This is a genomic window from Albidovulum inexpectatum, from assembly GCF_002927635.1.
Lineage (GTDB): Bacteria > Pseudomonadota > Alphaproteobacteria > Rhodobacterales > Rhodobacteraceae > Albidovulum > Albidovulum inexpectatum.
Genome location: NZ_PRDS01000006.1, coordinates 130,663 through 151,772, shown reverse-complemented (window position 1 = coordinate 151,772; position 21,110 = coordinate 130,663). Strand labels below are relative to the sequence as shown.

Annotated in this window: 21 protein-coding genes; 7 read left to right on the top strand and 14 right to left on the bottom strand. The window is 64.8% G+C overall.

Features of this window, described 5'->3' with window-relative positions; translation table 11 throughout:
- Position 1: 1 nt before the first annotated feature.
- Genes LV82_RS10740 through mbfA form a run of 3 tightly spaced genes read right to left on the bottom strand, consistent with a single transcriptional unit; the run spans position 2 to position 2,646 of the window.
- Complete coding sequence (locus LV82_RS10740) at positions 2-931, bottom strand: AEC family transporter (RefSeq protein ID WP_104071545.1); 930 nt, start codon at positions 929-931, stop codon at positions 2-4.
- Between the two features lie 3 nt (positions 932-934).
- Positions 935-1,642 carry a nitroreductase family protein gene (locus LV82_RS10735; protein WP_104071543.1) on the bottom strand — a complete coding sequence of 236 codons (708 nt, stop codon included), beginning with the start codon at positions 1,640-1,642 and terminating at the stop codon, positions 935-937.
- Positions 1,643-1,671: 29 nt separating this feature from the next.
- The gene (mbfA, locus tag LV82_RS10730) at positions 1,672-2,646 is read right to left on the bottom strand and encodes an iron exporter MbfA (protein ID WP_104071541.1); all 975 of its coding nucleotides are present in this window, start codon (positions 2,644-2,646) and stop codon (positions 1,672-1,674) included.
- A 194-nt stretch (positions 2,647-2,840) separates the two neighbouring features.
- Here mbfA and LV82_RS10725 point away from each other — a divergent pair, with 194 nt between their 5' ends.
- The 3 genes from LV82_RS10725 (at position 2,841) to LV82_RS10715 (ending at position 4,118) form a co-directional block, all read left to right on the top strand.
- Positions 2,841-3,029 carry a hypothetical protein gene (locus tag LV82_RS10725; RefSeq protein WP_104071539.1) on the top strand — a complete coding sequence of 63 codons (189 nt, stop codon included), beginning with the start codon at positions 2,841-2,843 and terminating at the stop codon, positions 3,027-3,029.
- A 156-nt stretch (positions 3,030-3,185) separates the two neighbouring features.
- Positions 3,186-3,827, top strand: a complete 642-nt coding sequence (locus LV82_RS10720) for a TetR/AcrR family transcriptional regulator (protein ID WP_104071537.1) — start codon at positions 3,186-3,188, stop codon at positions 3,825-3,827.
- A 12-nt stretch (positions 3,828-3,839) separates the two neighbouring features.
- Positions 3,840-4,118: an acylphosphatase gene (locus tag LV82_RS10715; protein ID WP_104071684.1), complete on the top strand. Its 279-nt coding sequence runs from the start codon at positions 3,840-3,842 to the stop codon at positions 4,116-4,118.
- A gap of 178 nt (positions 4,119-4,296) precedes the next feature.
- Here LV82_RS10715 and LV82_RS10710 read toward each other — a convergent pair whose 3' ends face one another.
- The 6 genes from LV82_RS10710 to rpiA all read right to left on the bottom strand — a co-directional run bounded on the left by LV82_RS10710 (position 4,297) and on the right by rpiA (position 10,402).
- Complete coding sequence (locus tag LV82_RS10710; protein WP_104071535.1) at positions 4,297-5,751, bottom strand: DegQ family serine endoprotease; 1,455 nt, start codon at positions 5,749-5,751, stop codon at positions 4,297-4,299.
- Positions 5,752-5,941: 190 nt separating this feature from the next.
- Positions 5,942-6,145: a DUF2065 family protein gene (locus LV82_RS10705; protein ID WP_104071534.1), complete on the bottom strand. Its 204-nt coding sequence runs from the start codon at positions 6,143-6,145 to the stop codon at positions 5,942-5,944.
- A complete protein-coding gene (gene hflC / locus LV82_RS10700; protein ID WP_104071532.1) occupies positions 6,145-7,017 on the bottom strand; it encodes a protease modulator HflC in 873 nt (290 codons plus the stop codon). Before hflC ends, LV82_RS10705 begins: the two co-directional genes overlap by 1 nt.
- Positions 7,017-8,180 carry an FtsH protease activity modulator HflK gene (hflK, locus tag LV82_RS10695; protein WP_104071531.1) on the bottom strand — a complete coding sequence of 388 codons (1,164 nt, stop codon included), beginning with the start codon at positions 8,178-8,180 and terminating at the stop codon, positions 7,017-7,019. The genes hflC and hflK overlap by 1 nt, the downstream gene beginning before the upstream one ends.
- Positions 8,181-8,241: 61 nt before the next feature.
- Positions 8,242-9,600 (bottom strand): glutathione-disulfide reductase, encoded by a 1,359-nt coding sequence (gene gorA / locus LV82_RS10690; protein WP_104071682.1) that lies wholly within the window; start codon positions 9,598-9,600, stop codon positions 8,242-8,244.
- Between the two features lie 13 nt (positions 9,601-9,613).
- Positions 9,614-10,402, bottom strand: coding sequence for a ribose-5-phosphate isomerase RpiA (gene rpiA, locus LV82_RS10685; protein WP_104071529.1), 789 nt, complete (start codon positions 10,400-10,402; stop codon positions 9,614-9,616).
- 236 nt (positions 10,403-10,638) lie between these two features.
- On the opposite strand from rpiA, the gene LV82_RS10680 reads away from it, so the two are divergent.
- Positions 10,639-12,015 carry an L-serine ammonia-lyase gene (locus LV82_RS10680; protein WP_104071527.1) on the top strand — a complete coding sequence of 459 codons (1,377 nt, stop codon included), beginning with the start codon at positions 10,639-10,641 and terminating at the stop codon, positions 12,013-12,015.
- 4 nt (positions 12,016-12,019) lie between these two features.
- Here LV82_RS10680 and LV82_RS10675 read toward each other — a convergent pair whose 3' ends face one another.
- Together LV82_RS10675 and LV82_RS10670 are read right to left on the bottom strand one after the other, a co-directional pair.
- Positions 12,020-12,676, bottom strand: coding sequence for a sulfotransferase family 2 domain-containing protein (locus LV82_RS10675; RefSeq protein ID WP_104071525.1), 657 nt, complete (start codon positions 12,674-12,676; stop codon positions 12,020-12,022).
- Positions 12,677-12,686: 10 nt separating this feature from the next.
- Positions 12,687-13,607, bottom strand: a complete 921-nt coding sequence (locus tag LV82_RS10670; protein ID WP_104071524.1) for a DMT family transporter — start codon at positions 13,605-13,607, stop codon at positions 12,687-12,689.
- A 94-nt stretch (positions 13,608-13,701) separates the two neighbouring features.
- Between LV82_RS10670 and LV82_RS10665 the strand changes: the two genes are divergently transcribed.
- The 3 genes from LV82_RS10665 to LV82_RS10655 all read left to right on the top strand — a co-directional run bounded on the left by LV82_RS10665 (position 13,702) and on the right by LV82_RS10655 (position 17,172).
- Entirely contained in the window at positions 13,702-15,327 is a 1,626-nt protein-coding gene (locus LV82_RS10665) for an AMP-binding protein (RefSeq protein WP_104071522.1), read from the top strand.
- Between the two features lie 121 nt (positions 15,328-15,448).
- Positions 15,449-16,582: an aminodeoxychorismate synthase component I gene (locus LV82_RS10660; protein WP_104071520.1), complete on the top strand. Its 1,134-nt coding sequence runs from the start codon at positions 15,449-15,451 to the stop codon at positions 16,580-16,582.
- Positions 16,579-17,172 (top strand): aminotransferase class IV family protein, encoded by a 594-nt coding sequence (locus LV82_RS10655; protein ID WP_245873143.1) that lies wholly within the window; start codon positions 16,579-16,581, stop codon positions 17,170-17,172. The genes LV82_RS10660 and LV82_RS10655 overlap by 4 nt, the downstream gene beginning before the upstream one ends.
- Before the next feature lie 15 nt (positions 17,173-17,187).
- Here LV82_RS10655 and betA read toward each other — a convergent pair whose 3' ends face one another.
- The 3 genes from betA to betI form a co-directional block, all read right to left on the bottom strand.
- Positions 17,188-18,843 (bottom strand): choline dehydrogenase, encoded by a 1,656-nt coding sequence (betA, locus tag LV82_RS10650; RefSeq protein ID WP_104071516.1) that lies wholly within the window; start codon positions 18,841-18,843, stop codon positions 17,188-17,190.
- A gap of 63 nt (positions 18,844-18,906) precedes the next feature.
- Positions 18,907-20,358 (bottom strand): betaine-aldehyde dehydrogenase, encoded by a 1,452-nt coding sequence (gene betB, locus LV82_RS10645; protein ID WP_104071514.1) that lies wholly within the window; start codon positions 20,356-20,358, stop codon positions 18,907-18,909.
- Entirely contained in the window at positions 20,355-20,936 is a 582-nt protein-coding gene (betI, locus tag LV82_RS10640; protein ID WP_104071512.1) for a choline-binding transcriptional repressor BetI, read from the bottom strand. The genes betB and betI overlap by 4 nt, the downstream gene beginning before the upstream one ends.
- Positions 20,937-21,110 lie beyond the last annotated feature (174 nt).

Below are 21,110 nucleotides of genomic sequence, written 5' to 3'. Positions count from 1 at the left end.
CTCAAACCCCCGTGATCCAGGCCACGACCAACGAAACGGTCAGGATGCTGAACACGGTCGAAACCAGAATCGCGGCGGAAACCCTGTTTGGCGCGACCCCGTAATGCCGCGCCAGAATATAGACATTTCCCGCAACCGGAAGAGCGGCAGCCGCGATCATCACGCCAGCGGCCTGACGTTCGACCGAAAAAACGAACAGTGCGGCCACTGCTACTGCGGCGGGATGCAGAACCAGCTTGGCAAATGACAGCCACAGGGCGACCGACAGCCGCTCGGCCGATTTCGTGGCCAGCGATGTCCCGATGGCAAACAGCGCACCCGGCGTGGCCGCCGCACCCAGGATCGTCAGGAACTCGTCAACCGGCGCGGGCAAGGGCCATTCCAGGGCCGACACGGCCAATCCCGCGACCATGGACACGATCATCGGGTTGTGCAGCAGCCCAAGCCCGAGGACCCGGAAGATCCTTGGGCTGATGCGACCTTCACGTGCTCCGGTAATGATCAGCGTGATCAGGCTGGAGAAGACGATCAGGTCGATCGACAGCACCATCAGCACGGGACCCACCGCACGCGCACCTAGAAGCGCCGTCAACAGCGGCACGCCCAGAAAGCCCGTATTCCCGATCACGGCGCATTGCGCCTCGACGGCGGCCTCGGTCATTGGCAGGCCGCGCAGCCGGGCAACCAGTGTCACCAGCAGATAGACTGCAAGACAGCCGGACAGATAGGCCATGGCAAAGCGCGCATCGAAGATCTCGCCCAGCGACAGTTGCGCAGCAAAGCGAAAGAGCATCGCCGAAAGGGCAAAGTAGAAGACAAAGCGCGTCAGGTACTCCGTCGCGGCTTCGGGAAACATCCGCAGCCGCCCCGCCAGCCAGCCCAGCCCGATCAGCGCGAAGAACGGCAGCGTCTTGAGAAAGATTGCCAGCATCCATCACGACCCGGGCTGGCCGTGCAGAACCGTCATGACCTCGCCCAGCGGCTTCTTGATCTTTGCGGCGGCCGGCACGGTCGCGTCTTGCGCAGCGCGGCCGCAGGCCAGGATCATGACCGGCTTTTCGTTCGCGGGCCGGCCGCACAGGTCATTCAGAAACCGCATCGGGTTCGGCGTATGGGTCAGGGTGGACAGCCCCGCGTGATGCAGGGCCGCGATCAGGAAACCTGTCGCTATGCCCACGCTTTCAGGCACGTAATAATTCTTGTAGCGCTGCCCTTCCTTTGTCACGCCGTATCTTTGCGCGAAGACAACGATCAGCCACGGCGCAATCTCCAGGTGCGGCTTCGAGGCACCCGTGCCGATAGGCTCTAGCGCACGCAGCCATTCATCGCCCCCACCGCCGTCATAGAAGGCCTGCTCTTCGCGCTCTGCCTCGGCCCGGATGCGCGCTTTCAGCGCGGGGTCCGAGATCGCAACGAAATGCCAGGGCTGATGGTTTGCCCCTGACGGCGCGCTGGCGGCAGTCTCAATACAGGCCGAAATGACCTCGCTAGGCACGGGATCGGGGCGGAAGTCGCGCACCGAATGGCGCCGCTTCATGTAGTCGCGGAACTGGCGCGCCGCCTGCAATGCCTGATCGTCCGGCATCTCGATGCGATCCGGCAGCGGCAATGGAGTATAGGCGATCCGATCCCGTGAATACATGGCGACCTCCGTTTCGAACGGGGTCGATACTATCCGCCGCCGATCAGAACGCCAGCGGCAAAGACCATCGCCCCCCCAAGAACCACCTGAAAGGTTGCACGCAGGAAGGGCGTCTCCATGTAGCGGTTCTGGATCCAGACGATCGCCCACAATTCAATGAAGACGATCGTAACGGCAAGCGCGGTTGCAGTCCAGAAATCCGCGATCAGATAGGGCAGAGCATGGCCCAGCCCGCCCAGCGTCGTCATCACGCCCGACGCCAGCCCGCGTTTGACCGGCGAGCCCCGGCCCGAGAGAACGCCGTCGTCATGTGCGGCTTCGGTAAAGCCCATCGAGATCCCGGCCCCGACCGATGCCGCCAGACCGACCTGGAAGGTCGTCCACGTATCGTGGGTCGCAAAGGCCGTGGCGAAGATCGGCGCCAGCGTCGATACCGAACCGTCCATCAGCCCCGCAAGGCCCGGCTGGACCCAGGTCAGGACAAACTGGCGGTGGGCGGCGCGGCGCTCTTCCTCGTGAACGTCTTCGGGGATACCTTCGATCAGCTCGCCGGCCCGGGTTTCGTGCTGTGCCTCGGCCGCGGCCAGATCGCCCAGCAGCTTGCGCGTTTCGGCATCCTGCGTGCGCTGCGCCGCGCGGCGATAGAAGGCCTCGGCCTCGCGCTCCATCGCGGCAGCCTCTTCGCGGATGCGATCAAGACCCAGATTCTCGATCAGCCAGACAGGACGGCGGGCATAGAAGCCTGCAACATGTTCGCGCCGGATCAGGGGGATTACATCGCCAAAGCGCGCCTTGTGGCGCTCGATCAGACGGCGGCGATGCTCGTCCTCTTCCTTGGCCATGGCCTCGAAGACGGCCGCAGATGCGGGATAATCCTTGCGCAGACGCTCGGCATACAGGCGGTAGATGCGCGCATCGTCCTCCTCGGAGGAGATCGCCAGCGCCAGAATCTCTTGTTCGGTCAGGTCCGAGAAGCGTCGTCTGCTTGCGATACCGGGGATCATTTCTGGCCCTTTTCCTGCTTCAGAGGGAATCCGGGCCTTATTTAGAATGAATCTAAAACAAAGCGCAACCGCCAGCCAGCATTGCACGCTGATCATGGCAGATATAAACTTTATGGTTCAGTTATGTCTTGATTTATGAACTATACGGTTTAGATAACGCGTGTGCTTGATACCGAACGGCAAGGAGGCACGAGATGACCCGCAAGACAACGACCGTCGCGGCAATGCTCATGGCAGCACTGGCCGCATTCGCAACTGCGATGCCCGCCAATGCCTTTGTCGGCGGGTTCGATCTGCCCCGGCTGGATTTCCCGCATGGGGACACGACCAGCCGCGCATGCAATGGATCGGCAACGCCCGTTTGCACAGCGCCCAGGAACTGAATTCTGTCCGCTTCTCCTCCCAGTGGCGTACTGGGCGGGTCCTGTGCCCGCCCATTTTTGTTCACGCCCCCAAGCGGATACGCCACGGTACCCGAATTGCCGCCTTGCGATTGCACCATGCATGGGGCTACCCTGAAAGAGAGGGGGCATGACGGGATGGACGACCAACCCAAATCGACAATTCGACGCGGTCGCAAGTTCGCGCAAGTGATCGAAGGTGCGCGCAAGGTCTTTCTGCGCGACGGTTTCGAAGGCGCCAGCGTTGACGACATCGCCGCCGAGGCAGGCGTCTCGAAGGCGACCCTTTATGCCTATGTCCCCGACAAGCGTCAGCTGTTTCTGGAAGTCGCGCGGGAAGAGTGCCGCCGCCAGGCAGATGAGGTCGAGGATCTCGTCAGCATGTCAGCCCCTCCTGAACAGATGCTGCCTGTCGCCGGACGGCGAATTGTCGATTTCATCCTGTCGGATTTCGGCCGACAGATTTACCGCGTCTGCCTGGCCGAAGCCTATCGCTTTCCGGAACTTGGCCGACAGTTCTATGAAACGGGGCCCGGCCTGCTGCGCGAACGCCTGTCTTCGTATCTGAATGGCGCCGTCGCACGCGGCCAGTTGAAAATCGATGACATCCATCTGGCCGCAGACCAGTTCGCCGAGTTGTGCAAGGCCGACATCTTTCCCTCGGTCTGCTTTGGCGTGAAGACCGAGTTCTCGGACGCCGAACGCGATCGCATCGTGCGCGGCGCGGTCGAAACCTTTCTTGCGCGCTATGGGGTGAAACGCGACATCCCGGATCAATGAATGGAGGCCACGATGACGGAAACGGCCGCATCTGTTCGTGTCACTGGTCGGGTTCAAGGGGTCGCCTATCGCGCCTGGGCAAAGGCGCAGGCCCGCGCACTGGGTCTGCGCGGCTGGGTGCGAAACCGTGACGACGGCTCCGTTGTCGCCCTGATCGCCGGCCCCGAAGACGCGGTGAAATCCATGATCGCCGCCATGTCCGAAGGTCCGGCCGCCGCGCAGGTCACCGACGTATGGACGGAAGAGGCCGATCCGGCCGATGTGCCCGAAGGCTTTGAAATCCTGCCCTGACTGGCGATCGCCGCGCGGTGAACACAGGTCAGCCCCCGATCCCCGGATCCGGCCATGTCTTGCGTAACGGATTTTCGCCCAGAGAGGCGCCATTCCGCATAATGCCTCCCCTGCAATATCGCACGCAGAAAAGGGGGCGCCCAAACGGACGCCCCCAGGTCAATGTCGCGGCGTGAGCCTATTCGACCGAAAGCGCGACAAAGCGCGGCATCCCGCCGCGACGGATCAGCAACAGCACGGACTTGCGCCCGGCCTCCTTGGCTTCGTCGATCCGCGCCTCGAGATCGGCAATCGAGGTAACCTTTTCCTGACCGGCCTCGGTGATGACATCGCCCGCACGCAGACCCTTCTCATACGCTTCGCTGGTCTCGTCGATATCGAGGATCACCAGACCCTCGGCATCCGCGGGCAGGCCCATGCGCTCGGCCTGGTCGGGCGTAAGCACCCCCAGCGTCATGCCGAACATCTCTTTCTGCATCGGCTTTGCCGGCGCCGCCGATGGGCGGGCCTCTTCGCCTTCGGCCAGTTCCCGACGGCCCAGCGTGACCAGCAGCGTCTTGCTTTCTCCGTCACGCATCACGACCACGCGCACGGTCTTGCCAACCTCGGTATCGGCCACGCGGCGAACTAGATCGCGCGTATCCTTGACCTCGACTCCGTCGAAGCTGACGATCAGATCGCCCGCCTCCATCCCGGCCTCGCGCGCGGGGCCTTCGGGCACGTCCGTGACAAGCGCGCCCTTGGGTTCGTCCAGGCCCAGCGCCTCGGCCATGTCGGGCGTGACATCCTGAATGCGGACCCCCAGCCAGCCACGCCGCGTTTCGCCATACTCCTTCAGCTGCGCGACGACCTTCGACACCACGTTCGACGCCATCGAGAAGCCGATCCCGATCGAACCCCCATTGGGGCTGAGGATCGCGGTATTCACGCCGATCACCTCGCCATCCATGTTGAACAACGGCCCGCCGGAATTGCCCCGGTTGATCGCGGCGTCGGTCTGGATGAAATCGTCATAGGTGCCGGACAATTCGCGATTGCGCGCCGACACGATCCCCACCGAGGCCGAAAACCCCTGGCCCAGCGGGTTGCCCATGGCCATGACCCAATCGCCAACACGCATCCGGTCGGAATCGCCAAAGCGGACGAACTTCAACGGCTCGTCGCTTTCGACCTTCAGCAGCGCGATGTCGGTCTTCGGATCGGTGCCGATCAGGCGCGCATCCAGGGTCTTGCCCGAGAAGAATTCGATCGTGATTTCATCGGCGCCTTCGATCACGTGGTTGTTGGTCACGATGTAGCCGTCCTCGGACACCACAAAACCCGATCCCAGTGCATTCGAGCGCCTTGGCCCGCGCGGTCCGTTCGGAAAACCGAAATCGCGAAAGAAATCCTCGAACGGAGAGCCCTCCGGCACGGTCGGAAAGCCTTCGGTCGGCGCGGCAATGACGGTCGTCGTGGTGATGTTGACCACGGCCGGGCTGACGCGCTCGGCCAGATCGGCAAAGCTGTCGGGCGCGGCGTGCAGCGGCGCGGGGGCGATCGGCCCGATCGCAACGCCCAGCCCAAGGACAAGAGCCGCGACCATCCGCGTCCATGCACCGCGGCGCTGTTTCGTTTCGGTTTGCATCGGCATCTGGCTGTTCACCTGTAACTCCCTGTCAATCTGGCGGTTCCGTCGCATGCCACACTCAAGGCAATGTGCACACGCAATCCCGTCCGCGCCAACCATCCCGGACGATCTTGCGCCAAGTCGGCCGCCGGGGAAACGGTTAATCCGCGCATGTTCGGCTCAACAGGATGTGAGGCCGTCAAGCCTGCGCATCCTAGCCTCCAAGACCGCGCGCAAGCCAGATCAGCGCCAGCCCCAGCGCCATGGCGCCCAGCCCCAGGTTCCGGCGCATCTCGACCGGCATGCGGCGGATCAACTCCAGCAGCTCGTCGATGCGCGAAGGGGCCAGTGCAAGCACCAGCCCCTCGATCACCAGGACAAGCCCTAACCCGAGAAGGATCAGAGTTGCGCCCGACATCAGCGTTCCGGCCTCGACGCCTTGAGATAATCGAAGAACTCGGAATCTGGGGCGATGACCATCGTCGAATTGCCCGCAAGAAGCGCGCGGCTATATGCCTCGAGCGAGCGGTAGAATTCGAAGAAGTCACGATCAGCGCCATAGGCTTCGGCAAAGATCGCGTTGCGTCTTGCATCAGCCTCGCCCCGGATAATCTCGGCTTCGCGCTGGGCTTCGGACACAAGCTCGACGCGGGTCCGGTCGGCCTGGGCGCGAACGCGCTGAGCGGCCTCGTTACCGCGCGCGATCTCGTCGGCGGCTTCGCGTTCACGCTCGGCCCGCATCCGGGCAAAGGTGGCGTCGAGGTTCTGCTCGGGCAGGTCGGTGCGCTTCAGGCGCACGTCGATGATCTCGACGCCCAGTGTCGCGGCCTCGGACCGCGCGGCATCGCGGATCCGTGTCGCAAGGATCGCGCGGTCCTCCGACAGGATCTCGGACGACGTGACCGAACCCAGGACCTCGCGCGTCTGGGCGCGCAGGATCGTGTCTATACGCTGTTCGGCCAGCGGCAGGCCCGCCGCGCCGACCGCCTGGCGGAAGCGACGCACATCATCGATGCGGAAGCGCGCAAAGGCGTCCACGACCAGACGGCGATCGTCCAGCGGCGTGACTTCCAGCGGTTCGACATCCAGCCCCAGGATCCGGTCGTCATAGCGAACGACTTCCTGCACCAGCGGGATCTTGAAATACAGGCCGGGCTCTTCGTGCACGGCCTTGATCTGGCCGAATTGCAGCACCAGCGCCTTCTCCCGCTCGTCCACGATGAAGATCGACGACAGAGCGGCAGCCACGGCGACCACGGCCACGGGCAAAAGCAGCGTTGCGCGGTTCATCAGTTCGCCCCCCCGACATTGGTGTTGCTGGTTGCGGGCGGATTGGTCGCCTTCCGGCCCAGCTCGTTCAGCGGCAGATAGGGCACGACGCCATTCGCGCCCGCGCCCTCATCGATGATGAACTTGTCGACCTTGCCCAGAACACGCTCCATGGTTTCAAGATACAGGCGCTTGCGCGTGACTTCGGGCGCCTTTCGGTATTCCTCGAGCACGGCCAGGAATCGGCTGGCCTCGCCCTCGGCCTGGTTGATGACCTGGGCGCGATAGGCCTCGGCCTCTTCCAGAAGCTGCGCTGCCTGACCGCGCGCACCGGCCAGAACGGTGTTGGCATAGGCGTCGGCCTCTTTCTGCAACCGGTCGCGCTGCTGCTCGGCGGACTGGACGTTCTTGAAGGCGTCGATCACCTCGCGCGGCGGGTCGGCGCGGTCAAAGTTGACACGCACGACGTTCAGGCCGGAATCGTAGCTGTCCAGCGTGGACTGGATCAGTTCCTTCAGCCGCTCGGCAATGATGCCACGGTCGCGGTTCAGGATCGGCGCCAGCTGCGACTGGGCGATGATCTCGCGCATCGAGGATTCGGCAACCGACCGGATGGTCAGTTCGGGGTCACGCAGGTTGAACAGGTATTTCGTCGGATCCGAAATGTTCCAGACGACCTGGAAGTCGATATCGACGATGTTTTCGTCGCCCGTCAGCATCAGGCCGGAATCCGCATCGCCCCGCCCGACACCGATATCTTCGGTCCGTTCGGGCGTGACCGGCACCACATAGGCCCGCACGAAGGGCCAGGGCGCAAAGTTCAGACCCGGCTGCCCGATCGAGGAAAACTTGCCCAGGAACAGCTCGACCGATTGCTCCTCGGGCCGAACGGTATAGAAGCTGGCGAATGCCCAGACCGCGACCGCGGCCAGAATGCCAAGTCCGATCGTGCCGCGGGTCATCCGTGGCCCCTGACCGCCGCCGCGACCGGCCGGACCGCGCGGACCACCGCCACGGCCACCCATCAGGACGCGCAGCTGCTCGGTTCCCTTGCGAACAAGGTCGTCGATCTCGGTGATCTGAGGGCCCTGGCCGGGCCTGTTGCCTCCGGGGCGATCCTGCCCGCCGGGACGGTCGTCGTTACCGCCCGACCCGCCTCCCCATGGGCCTCCGCTTCCTGCCATTGGCTGTATTCCCTTCTTCTTTCATACAGTATTGAAACAACTGGCCACTTGGCCGCGAAAATCAAGCCGTCCGGACGGGTTTTCGCATCGTGACCAGTTCCTCGGACATGACCGGATGCACCGCGATGGTGCGGTCGAAATCCTCCTTGGTGGCACCCATGCCGATCGCGATGGCGACCAGCTGGATCATCTCGCCTGCCTCGGGGGCCACGATGTGACAGCCCAGGACGCGGCGCGTGTCCGCGCAGACGATCAGCTTCATCATCGCGCGATCCGACTGCCCGGCAAAGGCGGTCTTCATCGGCCGAAACGTCGTCTCGTAGACCTCGATCGGCCCACGGTCGCGGGCGGCTTCTTCGGTCAGGCCGATGCTGCCCATCTCGGGCTGGGTGAAGACGGCGCTGGCCACCAGCGAATGATCGACCTTCCAGGGCCTTGCGCCAAAGACCGTATCGGCAAAGGCGTGACCCTCGCGGATCGCGACCGGCGTCAGATTGACCCGATCGGTCACATCGCCCACGGCATAAATCGACGGAACCGCCGTCTGTGACCATTCGTCCACGACGATCTGTCCGTTCCGGCCCAGCTCGACGCCCAGCGCCTCGAGCCCCAGGCCGTCACTGTTCGGCTTGCGGCCCGTGGCATAGATCACGCAGTCGAATTCGCCGTCACGCCCGTCCGTCGTGACGACGCGCCAGGTGTCGCCATCGCGCGAAATCTCGGCCACGTCACAGCCGACATGCAGGTCGATGCCTGCGTCGCGCATGTGTTCGGCGATCAGACCGCGCGCCTCGCCGTCAAAGCCGCGCAGGATTTGCTCGCCACGATAGAACTGGGTCACAGCCACGCCCAGACCGTTCAGGATGCAGGCGAATTCGCAGGCGATGTATCCTCCGCCCACGATCAGCGCACGTTGCGGCAGCCTGTCCAGCTTGAAGACTTCGTTCGAAGTCAGAACCCCGGCCTTGCGGGCGATTTCCGGCACGAAGGGCCTGCCTCCGGTGGCGATCAGGATATGACGCGCGGTAAAGCGTTCGCCGGTGTCCAGCCGCACGGTATGCGGATCCTCGATCACGGCGCGCGCGGAATGAACGGTCACGCCCGCATTGTCCAGCGTGCGGCGATAGGCCGCCTCGAGGCGGTCAAGCTCTGCGTCCAGACGCGCGCGGAAGGCCGGCCAGTCAAAGCCCGACTGCGTGACCTTCCATCCATAGGCGGCCGCGTCCTCGATCTGCGCGCCGAAATCCGAGGCAAAGACCATCAGCTTTTTTGGCACGCAGCCGCGGATCACGCACGTTCCGCCCAGACGGTATTCCTCGGCCAGCGCAACGCGAGCGCCGTGCTCCCCCGCCGCGATCCGCGCCGCCCTGACGCCCCCCGATCCGCCGCCGATAACGTAAAGGTCGTAGTCGAAACTCATTCCGTCCTGCATTTCAGTCGCCAAGATCGGCAAAGATGTTCTCGGGCTCTTCGGTGGGAACCTGGCCCAAGGTGCTGTGGCCGCTGGCATGGTCATGGATCTCGACCCGACCGTCGGGATGCCCCACGATCACCTGGTCGCAGATGTCGATGAACAGGCCGTTATCGACCACACCGGGCACCTGGTTGAGTACCAGCGCCAGCTGGCGCGGATTGCCGATACGGCCCAGATGCAGGTCAAGAACGTGATTTCCTTCATCCGTCACCAGCGGCTTGTCGCCGTCCATCCGCAGCGTGATCTGGCGCCCGAGAACGTCAAAGGATTCCAGGATTTCCTCGATCAGGCGACGGGTGGCCGTCATGCCGAATGCCAGAACCTCGACCGGCAAGGGAAAGGCGCCAAGCTGCGCGACGCGCTTGCCCGGATCGGCGATGACCACCATCCGGTCCGATGCGGTTGCCACGATCTTTTCGCGCAGATGCGCCGCGCCGCCGCCCTTGATCAGGTTCAGGTCCGGGTCGAATTCGTCCGTACCGTCGATGGTGATGTCCAGCCAGCCCGCCTCGTCAAGGGATACGACATTCAGGCCAAGTTCGGTCGCAAGTTGCGCGGTGCGTTCGGACGTGGCGGCGCAGGTCAGATCCAGCCCTTCGCTTTGGGCGCGTTCGGCCAGGCAGCGCACCATCCAGGCGGCAGTCGATCCGGTGCCCAGCCCCACGCGCATGCCGTTTTCGATCAGGCCTACCGCATGGCGCGCGGCAGCCAGTTTTGCCCTGTCGATGGGGGACAGATTTGCAAACATTCTCGTCTCCGTCTCGGCGATCGCCTTGGTTATAGGCAAGACCGGCGGCCAGCGCGAGGGGCAATCGTCTGTCCAAGCTGCACGCGTGGGCGCGTTTTCGTCTCCGAAAGGTCGTTTTCGATGTACGCGCCCGGTCCGCTGTGGCTCTATCTCTGGGCGGCAGGACATCCGACCGGCCGCATTGCGCGACGCGTCCGCCATGCACATGCCGATGAAACGCCCGAGGGAAAGCCAGCATGTTTCTGTCCGTCTTCGACATCTTCAAGATCGGCATTGGCCCGTCCTCGTCGCACACGATGGGACCGATGGTCGCGGGCGCCCGCTTCCTGGAACGGCTGCGCGCATCGCCCTTTTCGGCCCATGGCTTGCGCGCATCCCTGCACGGCTCGCTTGCCTTCACGGGCAAGGGCCACGCGACGGATCGGGCGACGATCCTGGGCCTGGCCGGTTTCGAGCCCGAAAGCTATGACCACGACCGGGCCGAGGCCGCGCTGGCCGCGCTCCGCGAAACGCGGCGGATCACGCCGCCGGGCCTTGGGCCGCTGCGCTTCGACCCCGATCGCGACCTGATCTTCGACTATGACCGCCCCCTGCCCGGACACGCCAACGCGATGATCCTGATGGCAACCGACGCTCAGGGCGACGTGATCCTGCAGGAGACCTATTACTCGATCGGCGGGGGCTTCGTGCTGACCGAGGACGAACTTGAGGCCGGCGCCGCCAAGGCATCGCAGCCCTCGGGCTGTCCCTACCCGTTCCAGAGCGCGGCCGAGATGCTGCGCATGGCGCGCGAATCCGGCCTCTCGATTGCCCAGATGAAGCGCGCGAACGAGCTGCATTTCCGATCGGCCCGCGAGTTGGACGATGGCATGGCGCGGCTGTGGCAGGTGATGAACGATTGCATCGAGCGCGGCCTTGCGGGCGAAGGCGTCCTTCCCGGCGGTCTGAAGGTCCGCCGCCGCGCCCGCGCAATCCATCAGGCGTTGCTGGCCGAACGCGGCCTCAACCTGAACGCGCCGCACACGATCAACGACTGGATCAGCGTCTATGCCATGGCGGTGAACGAGGAAAACGCCGCCGGAGGACAGGTCGTCACCGCGCCGACGAATGGGGCCGCGGGCGTCGTGCCCGCCGTCATTCGCTATTGGCTGGACCATGTCCCCGGGGCGAACCCGGTGCGGATCGGCGAATTCCTTCTGACCGCGGCCGCGATCGGCGGGCTGTGCAAGCACAATGCCTCGATCTCGGGCGCCGAATGCGGCTGTCAGGCCGAGGTGGGTTCGGCCGCGGCAATGGCAGCGGCGGGGCTGTGCGCGGTGATGGGCGGCACCCCCGAGCAGATCGAAAACGCCGCCGAGATCGCGCTGGAACACCACCTGGGCATGACCTGCGATCCGGTAAAGGGGCTGGTTCAGGTGCCCTGCATCGAACGCAACGGCCTGGGCGCGATCAAGGCCGTGTCGGCGGCCAGCCTTGCCCTGCGCGGGGATGGGCAGCATTTCGTGCCGCTGGATGCCTGCATCGAGACGATGCGCCAGACAGGCCATGACATGCACGAGAAATACAAGGAAACCTCGCTGGGCGGCCTGGCTGTGAATGTGCCGAATTGCTGAACCTTCATTCAGGATCAAAGCGGTAGCCAAATCGCGCGATGTCCGCAGAACAGATCCGCGCGACGATTTCTGCATCTGCATCGGTATAATGAACACGCCAGTCACGCGCCCGTTCGGACCTGTTTGCGACGGGTAGCGGGGACAGGGGAAAGCCCAGATGGGTTTCGAAGGGCGCGGCATCCCGCGCGAAATGTTCCAGCCGGATGAAACAATCGCAATGTTCGCGCCCGTCGGGCAGCGCGACATAGGACGCCGCCGGACTGTTCGCGATCGATTGCGCGATGGCGGGTGCACGCAGAAAGGCGGGGAAGGACAGGCTGCGGGCCAGATGGACCGCAGGGTGATCGAACTTCTGCACCCGCAACCAGTGATAATAGCTGACAAGGCGGTCCCACGGATTGCGGACCATCGTGACGACGAAGAAGCTTTCCAGCTCCTCTTGCGTGGCCAGCCCCTGTAGGTCGCTCAGGCGGGAATGCTTCCACAAACGCCCGGCGGAATTGATGCCCTGAACACGCCTGCGGCGCTTTCGGCCCTTCGGCGTGTCGGACAGGATGATGTCATCGCGCATGGCGCGCGATTCGAGCGCCAGCGTCAGCGCCGTCCCCCCCGTTTTGGGGATATGGATGAAGATGTATCTGCGGCCGCGCGAAAGGATCATGCGGCGCAGGCTATCTGCCCCTCAGCGCGATGATAAGCCCCGAGACGACGATCAGCACCATTCCGGCAAGTTCGGCGGCAGAGGCCGACTGCCCCCACAGCACCCAGGACCACGCCGCCGCCATGGGCAGCAGCGCATATTCGAAGATCGCGACACGGCTGACCTCGGCGATCTGATAGGCCCGGGTCAAAAGCGCAACCCCCGCCAGGGCGCCGACGGCCTGGAACAGGATCTGCGCCAGGATCGAAGGCGACAGGGCTACGAGCGGCCGAAGAACGAAGCCCGCCGGACCCTGTGGCACGCTGGGCTGAAGAATGGCCATCACGACCATGCCGACAGCCCCCATCACCCCAAGAGCGATGAAGAACCCCATCAGAAGCGCCTCGGGCGTTTCGCCCTCGCACCAGCGACGGGTGGCGATATTGCCAAGCGCATACAGGATCCCGGCCACGACCGGCATCAGGGCGATCATTCCCGTCCTTCCGGGTGACGGGTTCAGCACCAGCAGGACCCCCGCAAAACCAACGATTACCGCCGCGATACGGAAGCGCCCGATGGGCACGCCGAAGCAGAACCGCACGATCAGCAGCGTGAAGATCGGCGCCGTGAACAACCCCGCAGCCGCCCCGGCGACCGGCATGAAGGCCAGCGAGGCAAAATAAATCATGATGGCACCACCCAGCAGCAGGCTGCGCAGCGCGACCGCGCCGGGCCGCACCGGGCGCAGGTTCAACCCCAGCAGCGGCGCGCCCAGCCCCAGCAGGGCAAGCGCGAACATGCTGCGCATTGCGTGGAACTGCCACAGCCCGATCTCGGCCGCCAGCGGCCGGACCAGATTGTCGGTCAGCCCGATGATTGCCGCAAATCCCAGCACAAGACATGCGGCGACAAGTGTGCGATTCTTCGTGGCAACGGTCACAAGTGTCGTCATGGGCTCACCGAATGTCGATTTCCGGTATCCTGCTGGCACCACCCGTGCAATTAATCTGTCCCATGGGCGACATTTTCCGTCGGGGAGGAGAACCATGGGCTGGATGGCCGACGAAACCGGTCTTGCAAAAAACGCGGCAAACCATGTCGCTTTGACACCTCTGTCGTTTCTGCATCGTGCGGCCGATGTCTTTGCCGACCATGTGGCCGTGATCTATCGCGATGTCCAGCGCAGTTATGCCGAGTATCACCAACGGGTCACGCGGCTGGCCTCGGCGCTGGCCGCGGCGGGGGTGCAACCGGGCGATGTCGTCGCCACCCTGTTACCCAACGTCCCCGCCCAGGCCGAAGCGCATTTCGGCGTGCCCGCGGCAGGGGCCGTTCTGAACACGATCAACACGCGCCTTGATCCCGATACCGTGGGATACATCCTTGACCACGGCGGCGCGAAGGTCCTGCTTTGCGATACCGCCTTGCTGCCGCTTGCAATGCAGGCGATCGACATGATGGATGGTCCAGCGCCACGTATCGTCGAAGTTGCCGATCCGCAGGCCGGCCTGCAGGCCACGGGTGAGCACATCGCGTACGAAGACTTCCTGGCCAGCGGCAATCCGGGCTTTCGCTGGATCATGCCCCAGGACGAATGGGAAAGCCTGTCGCTGAACTACACTTCGGGCACGACCGGACGGCCCAAGGGAGTCGTGTATCATCACCGCGGAGCGTATCTCCTTGCGATGGGAACAGCGGTCTCATGGGCCGTGGGCATCCGCCCGGTCTATCTGGCGATCGTGCCGCTGTTCCATTGCAACGGCTGGTGCCACACATGGATGCTGCCGGTGGTCGGTGGCACGCTGGTCTGCTGCCGCGAGGTGAATGCGCGCAACATCTATGATGCCATTGCCGATCACGGGGTCACGCATTTCGGCGGCGCGCCGATCGTTCTGAACATGATCATCAATGCCAGGCCCGAAGAGCGCCGCCCCTTCGACCATGTCGTCCAGGTCTTTACGGCAGGCGCCCCGCCGGCTGCCGCAACGCTGGCCGCGATCGAGCCGCTGGGCTTCAACGTCACGCAGGTCTATGGCCTGACCGAAACCTTCGGCCATGTGACGGAATGCCTGTGGCGCCCGGAATGGGACGACCTGCCCCAGGAGGAACGCGCTGCGATCAAGGCGCGCACGGGCGTCGCCATGCCCTTCATGGAGGAGATCACCGTCCTTGATGCCCATGACCGGCCTGTTCCGCGCGACGGCCAGACGCTGGGCGAGATCGCCATTCGCGGCAACGCCGTGATGAAGGGCTATTACCGCAACCCGAAAGCCACCGAAGAGGCTTTTCGCGGCGGGTGGTTCCGCTCGGGCGACATCGCGTTTCAGCACCCCGACGGCTATATCAAGATCACCGACCGCGCGAAGGACATCATCATTTCGGGCGGCGAGAACGTCTCCTCGGTCGAGGTCGAGGGCGTGCTGATGCATCATCCCGCCGTCCTTCTGTGTTCGGTCGTGGCCAAGCCCGACGAGAAATGGGGCGAGGTTCCCTGCGCCTTCGTCGAACTGAAGGAAGGGCACGACGCGACCGAGGCAGAGCTGATCGCCTTTGCCCGTGCGCGACTGGCGGGCTTCAAGACACCAAAGCGTGTGGTCTTCTGCGAACTGCCTAAGACGGCCACCGGCAAGGTGCAGAAATTCGAACTGCGCGCCCGGGCTAAGGAGCTCTAGTTCCCGGGGGCATCTGCCGGCGGGCAACGCCGCGAACGGGCCGCAACATGGCGCCGGCGTGCTTGCCTTTGCGCCCGCGAACGCCCAAGTTCGCGCGCGATTCTCAACACTGCGGGATGCCATGATCCTGATCGAAGACGGCCCGTCCGGCGCGCCGGTCCTGTTCGACGACGCCGAAGAGATCATCCGCGCCGATGCGGCGGCGGAGGTGCCCGCGGCGCTTGCGCGGCTGGACGCGGCTCTCGCGCGCGGGAAATGGGTTGCGGGGCTGGCAAGCTACGAGCTTGGCTATGCGCTGGAGGCGCGGCTGATGCCGCTGATGCCCGAAGGCCGCCGGGTGCCGCTGCTGGCTCTGGGTGTCTTCGGCGGCCCCCGCCCGGCGAATGAGTTCCTGCGCGCCGCTGGGGACGAAGCCGGGCTGGCGACGCTGGCGAACATCACGCCCGGCTGGGATGCCCGCCGCCATGCCACGGCCATTTGCAGGATTCTGGACTACATCGCGGCCGGCGACATCTACCAGGCGAACCTGACGATGCGGATGCAGGCGCAGTACCGGGGCAGCGCCCGGGGTCTCTACGCAGCGCTCGCCGTACGCCAGCCGGTCCGGCACGGGGCCTTGGTCGATCTGCCCGGCATGCCCCGGATCCTGTCCCGATCACCCGAACTGTTCTTTGCAACGACCGCGGATGGCCATATCGAAACCCGCCCGATGAAGGGCACGGCCCCGCGCCACCCCGATCCCAAGCGTGATTCCGCCCTGCGCGACGGCCTGGCGCAAAGTGTGAAGAACAGGGCGGAAAACCTTATGATCGTTGATCTTCTTCGCAACGACATCTCTCGGATCTGCCGCTTGGGTTCGGTTCGGGTGCCCGATCTCTACCGCGTCGAGACCTATGCGACGGTCCATCAGATGATTTCGCGCGTGACGGGGCGTCTGCGCGACGGCGTGCGCGGCTCCGAGATCTTCCGCGCGCTCTTTCCCTGTGGCTCGATCACCGGGGCGCCCAAGATTCGCGCCATGGAAATCATCCGTGAGCTGGAGGACGGCCCCCGCGATGCCTATTGCGGCGCGATCGGCTGGATGGCACCGGATGGCGCGGCGCGCTTCAACGTGGCGATCCGCACGATCGAGCTTTACGATGACGGGCGGGCCGAATTTGGCGTAGGCGGCGGGATCGTCGCGGATTCCACGCCCGAAGGTGAATACGAGGAAGCATTGTGGAAAGCGCGCTTTGCCGACCTGACACGCGATTGATCGAAACCCTTGCCTGGGACGGGCACGGGTTTCGCAGGCTCGAGGCGCATCTGGGCCGCGCCCGGGCATCGGCAGCGATCCTGGGTTTCGCATGGAACCGCGCGGCTATCGATGAGGCCCTGTCCGACATATCGGGCGACCGCGCCCTGCGTGTCAGGCTGACGATCGGGCGGGCGGGCGATGTGCAGCTGATCACCGCCCCCCTGCCCCCGGCCCCCACCGAATGGCGTGTCGCCATCGCGTCCGAGCGACTGAACCCCGACGACCCGGCGCTGCAGCACAAGACCACCGCGCGCGAACTTTATGACCGTGCGCGCGCCAATCTGCCGGACGGCGTGGACGAACTGATCTTCCTCAACACCCGCGACGAAGTCGCCGAAGGAACGATCACGAATGTCTTTGTCGATCCGGGTCAGGGCCTGATCACGCCGCCGCTGTCCTGCGGCTGTCTGCCGGGAATCCTGCGGGGCGAACTTCTGGCCAGCCGCGCCGCGCGCGAGGGCGTGATCCGCCCGCATGAGCTTCGTGGGGCAAGGCTGTTCGTCGGCAATTCCCTGCGCGGCCTGATCCCGGCGCGGCTGGTCGAGTGACCCCGCCGGCCGGTTTCAGCGTTGCGACTCGCGCCAGCGCGGATTGATCCAGGGCTGCAGATTTTCGCGCGGCAGAGGCGTGCGCCCCAGGATGTGATCGGCGGCCTTCTCGCCCACCATGATCGACGGCGCGTTCAGGTTGCCGTTCGTGATGCGCGGAAAGATCGAACTGTCGGCCACGCGCAGCCCCTCGACCCCGATCACGCGGCATTCGGGATCGACGACCGCCATCGGATCGTCGCGCCGCCCCATCTTCGCCGTCCCACAGGGATGATAGGCGCTTTCGGCATGTTCGCGGATGAAGGCGTCGATCTCGTCATCCGTCTGGACCTTCGCGCCCGGTTGGATCTCGTGATCGACATAGGGTTCGAAGGCGGGCTGGGCAAAGATCTCGCGCGTCAGGCGCACGCATTTGCGGAACTCGTCCCAATCGTCGGGGTGGGACATGTAGTTGAAGCGGATCACGGGCGCCTCGCGCGGGTCGGATGAGCGCAGCGTGACCGAGCCGCGCGACTTCGAGCGCATCGGCCCGACATGGGCCTGGAAGCCATGCCCCTCGGCCGCGGCCTTGCCGTCATAGCGCACCGCCAGCGGCAGGAAATGATACTGGATATCGGGATATTCCACGCCCTTGTCCGACCGGATGAAGCCGCAGCTTTCGAACTGGTTCGAGGCGCCAAGACCCGTCCGCGTGAACAGCCACTGGGCCCCGATGATCGCCTTGCCCCACAGGTTCCAGTAGCGATACAGCGTGATCGGCTGCCGGCTGGCATATTGCATGTAGATTTCCAGGTGATCCTGCAGGTTCGCCCCCACGCCGGGACGATCGGCCACCACGCCGATCCCGTGTTCGGCCAGATGCGCCGCCGGTCCGATGCCGGACAGCATCAGAAGCTTTGGCGTGTTGATCGACGACGCGGCAAGGATCACCTCGGCGCGGGCGCGGATGGTCTGCACCTTTCCGCCGCGCTCGATCTCGACACCCGTAGCGCGGCCGTTCTCGATGACCACCCGGCGGGCAAGGCCGCGCACCAGCGTGCAGTTGGGGCGTTTCAGCGCGGGCTTCAGATAGGCCGTGGCGGCCGACCAGCGCCGGCCCTTCCAGATCGTGGCCTCCATCGGGCCGAAGCCTTCCTGCTTTTCACCATTGTAGTCTTCGGTCACCTCGTAGCCGGCCTGGCGCCCGGCTTCGACGAAGGCATGGAACAGCGGGTTCCTGCGCGGCCCACGAGAGACGTGCAGGGGGCCGTCCGTTCCGCGCCATGGGCTCGGCTGGCCGTTGCCGCCATGCCATGTCTCCATGCGCTTGAAATAGGGCAGGACGTCGGCATAGGCCCACCCCTGGGCGCCGCTTTCCGCCCAGTGGTCAAAATCGCGCGCGTGGCCGCGCACGAAGACCATGCCGTTGATCGACGAGGACCCGCCGATCACCTTGCCGCGCGGACAGGCCAGCCGGCGATTGTTCAGGTTCGGCTCGGGCTCGCTCTGATAGCCCCAGTCGTAGAGCCGCATGTTCATCGGATAGGACAGGGCGGCGGGCATCTGGATGAACGGCCCGGCATCGGTCCCGCCATATTCGATGACGATCACGCTCTTGCCCGCCTCGACCAGGCGCCAGGTGACAGCGCTGCCGCCGGACCCGCCGCCGACGACGACATAATCGGCTTCCATCGTTCCACTCCGCATGCGGGGCCGGTCACGGCCGGCCCGGTTGTCCTGATCTGCAGGGATCGGTCAGTAAGGCGCCTCGACCGGACCAAGGCCGACATAGACGCTCTTGATCTGGCTGTAATGGTCGATCGCGGCGCGCGAATTCTCGCGCCCGACGCCGGACAGGCCGACCCCGCCAAAGGGCGCCTCGACCGGGGTCAGGTTATAGGCATTGATCCAGCACGTTCCCGCCCGAAGCCGCGCAACCACCCGGTGCGCCCGCGCCAGATCGCGGGTAAAGACCCCGGCGGCCAGACCGAACTGGGTAGCATTGGCGCGTGCGATCACTTCGTCCTCGTCCTTGAAATCCAGCACGGCCATGACGGGGCCAAAGATCTCCTCGCGCGCGATGGTCATGCCGTCGGTCACGTCGGCAAAGATCGTGGGTTCGATGAAGAAGCCCGGGCGCTGGATACGGTTGCCGCCTGTGACAAGACGTGCGCCTTCGCGCCGCGCGATCTCGATATAGGACAGGACCTTCTCCAGCTGCTGGGCTGAAACCAGCGGTCCCATCTGCGTGGCATCGTCCAGCGGATCGCCGATGCGTATCGACTCGGTGCGCTCGCGCAGCCGGGTCAGGAATTTCTCCTTGATGGCGCGATGCACGAAGACGCGCGTGCCGTTCGAACAGACCTGCCCGGTGGAATAGAAATTGCCCAGCAGAGCGCCACCCACCGCATCCTCGATCGAGGCATCGTCGAACACGATCAAGGGTGACTTGCCGCCCAGCTCCATCGTCACGTGACGGATGCCCTCGGCGGCGGCGGAATAGACCTTGCGCCCAGTCTCGACCGAGCCGGTCAGCGAAACCTTGGCCACGCGCGGATCACGGATCAGGGTCGATCCCACGGCACCACGCCCCTGCACCACGTTGAACAGCCCCGCCGGCAGTCCCGCTTCGACGAAGATCTGGGCAATCTGAAGGGCGGACAGGGGTGTCACCTCGCTGGGCTTGAAGACCATGGCATTGCCCATGGCCAGCGCGGGCGCGGCCTTCCAGCAGGCGATCTGGGTCGGATAGTTCCAGGCACCGATCCCGACGCAGACGCCAAGCGGTTCGCGTATCGTATAGACGAAGTCGCCGCCCAGAGGCACGGTCTCGCCCGTGACGGCCGGGGCGAGGCCGCCGAAATATTCCAGCGCATCGGCGCCCGAGGTCGCATCGGCCACCAGCGTTTCCTGGATCGGCTTGCCCGTATCCAGCGTCTCGAGTTCGGACAGCGCGCGGTTGCGGTCGCGGATGATCTGTGCCGCGCGGCGCAGGATCCGGCCGCGTTCCACCGGCCGCAGGGCGGCCCATTCGCGCTGGGCGCGCTCTGCGGATGCAAGCGCGCGCTCGATGACGGCTTCGGTGGCCTCGTGCACCCGGGCGATGACCTCGCCCGTGGCCGGATGGATGACGTCGATCGGCGCGCCCGATTCATCCTCGAGCCACGCGCCGTCGACGAAGTGACTAGCCTTCGGTTGCGCCTTCATGATGCCTCCAGTTCGCGTTCCAGACAGGAAAGGATCAGTTCGGTCGCGCCCGCACCATCCGGGGCACCGGGCTTCTTCAGCGCCTGGCGGATATAGACCCCGTCGATCAGCGCCCCCAGCGTATCGGCGACCTGGCCTGCGCGTTCGCCAACGAGCGGGCGCAGGTCATGGACCAGGTTCGACCGCAGCCTGCGCTGATAGATCGACAGCAGCCGCGCGGCCTCGGGCTGGGTCTGGGCAAGGACATAGAAGTTCAGCCAGGCGCCAATGACCTCGCGCCGGAAGTTGGTCGTGGTAAAGCTGGCCCGCACGATCGCCTCGACCCGGCCCCGGGGGCCATCGGCCGAGGCAAGCGCACCACGCACCTCGGCCGCATAGACGGTCAGGATATGCCGCATCGCGGCCAGGAATATCTGTTCCTTCGACCCGAAATAGTGATGGGCCAGTGCCGACGACATGCCGGCACGGCGCGCGATCTGCGCGACCGTGACGTCCAGCGATCCCGCACGACCGATCTCGGTGATCGTGGCCCACACCAGCGCGGCCTTTCTTATGGGTTCGGCTCCGACCTTGGGCATGGCAACCTCTTGTGTTTGACGCCTGCTAGCCGATCATTTATTGATCCGTCAATCAAGAAAAAACGCGCGTCATGCCAGGCGGGTTGCTTTCACTTTGCTTCAACGTGGATTAGGCTGTCGCGCGGCACCCAACCGGATGGTGGGCGGAGAATCCGCTTGCAAACACGCCGCCGC

What these genes read in the sequence shown, in the direction of transcription:
- LV82_RS10740 (WP_104071545.1), bottom strand. Translation starts at nt 931, where the DNA reads ATGCTGGCAATCTTTCTCAAGACGCTGCCGTTCTTCGCGCTGATCGGG.
- LV82_RS10735 (WP_104071543.1), bottom strand. Translation starts at nt 1,642, where the DNA reads ATGTATTCACGGGATCGGATCGCCTATACTCCATTGCCGCTGCCGGAT.
- mbfA (WP_104071541.1), bottom strand. Translation starts at nt 2,646, where the DNA reads ATGATCCCCGGTATCGCAAGCAGACGACGCTTCTCGGACCTGACCGAA.
- LV82_RS10725 (WP_104071539.1), top strand. Translation starts at nt 2,841, where the DNA reads ATGACCCGCAAGACAACGACCGTCGCGGCAATGCTCATGGCAGCACTG.
- LV82_RS10720 (WP_104071537.1), top strand. Translation starts at nt 3,186, where the DNA reads ATGGACGACCAACCCAAATCGACAATTCGACGCGGTCGCAAGTTCGCG.
- LV82_RS10715 (WP_104071684.1), top strand. Translation starts at nt 3,840, where the DNA reads ATGACGGAAACGGCCGCATCTGTTCGTGTCACTGGTCGGGTTCAAGGG.
- LV82_RS10710 (WP_104071535.1), bottom strand. Translation starts at nt 5,751, where the DNA reads ATGCCGATGCAAACCGAAACGAAACAGCGCCGCGGTGCATGGACGCGG.
- LV82_RS10705 (WP_104071534.1), bottom strand. Translation starts at nt 6,145, where the DNA reads ATGTCGGGCGCAACTCTGATCCTTCTCGGGTTAGGGCTTGTCCTGGTG.
- hflC (WP_104071532.1), bottom strand. Translation starts at nt 7,017, where the DNA reads ATGAACCGCGCAACGCTGCTTTTGCCCGTGGCCGTGGTCGCCGTGGCT.
- hflK (WP_104071531.1), bottom strand. Translation starts at nt 8,180, where the DNA reads ATGGCAGGAAGCGGAGGCCCATGGGGAGGCGGGTCGGGCGGTAACGAC.
- gorA (WP_104071682.1), bottom strand. Translation starts at nt 9,600, where the DNA reads ATGAGTTTCGACTACGACCTTTACGTTATCGGCGGCGGATCGGGGGGC.
- rpiA (WP_104071529.1), bottom strand. Translation starts at nt 10,402, where the DNA reads ATGTTTGCAAATCTGTCCCCCATCGACAGGGCAAAACTGGCTGCCGCG.
- LV82_RS10680 (WP_104071527.1), top strand. Translation starts at nt 10,639, where the DNA reads ATGTTTCTGTCCGTCTTCGACATCTTCAAGATCGGCATTGGCCCGTCC.
- LV82_RS10675 (WP_104071525.1), bottom strand. Translation starts at nt 12,676, where the DNA reads ATGATCCTTTCGCGCGGCCGCAGATACATCTTCATCCATATCCCCAAA.
- LV82_RS10670 (WP_104071524.1), bottom strand. Translation starts at nt 13,607, where the DNA reads ATGACGACACTTGTGACCGTTGCCACGAAGAATCGCACACTTGTCGCC.
- LV82_RS10665 (WP_104071522.1), top strand. Translation starts at nt 13,702, where the DNA reads ATGGGCTGGATGGCCGACGAAACCGGTCTTGCAAAAAACGCGGCAAAC.
- LV82_RS10660 (WP_104071520.1), top strand. Translation starts at nt 15,449, where the DNA reads ATGATCCTGATCGAAGACGGCCCGTCCGGCGCGCCGGTCCTGTTCGAC.
- betA (WP_104071516.1), bottom strand. Translation starts at nt 18,843, where the DNA reads ATGGAAGCCGATTATGTCGTCGTCGGCGGCGGGTCCGGCGGCAGCGCT.
- betB (WP_104071514.1), bottom strand. Translation starts at nt 20,358, where the DNA reads ATGAAGGCGCAACCGAAGGCTAGTCACTTCGTCGACGGCGCGTGGCTC.
- betI (WP_104071512.1), bottom strand. Translation starts at nt 20,936, where the DNA reads ATGCCCAAGGTCGGAGCCGAACCCATAAGAAAGGCCGCGCTGGTGTGG.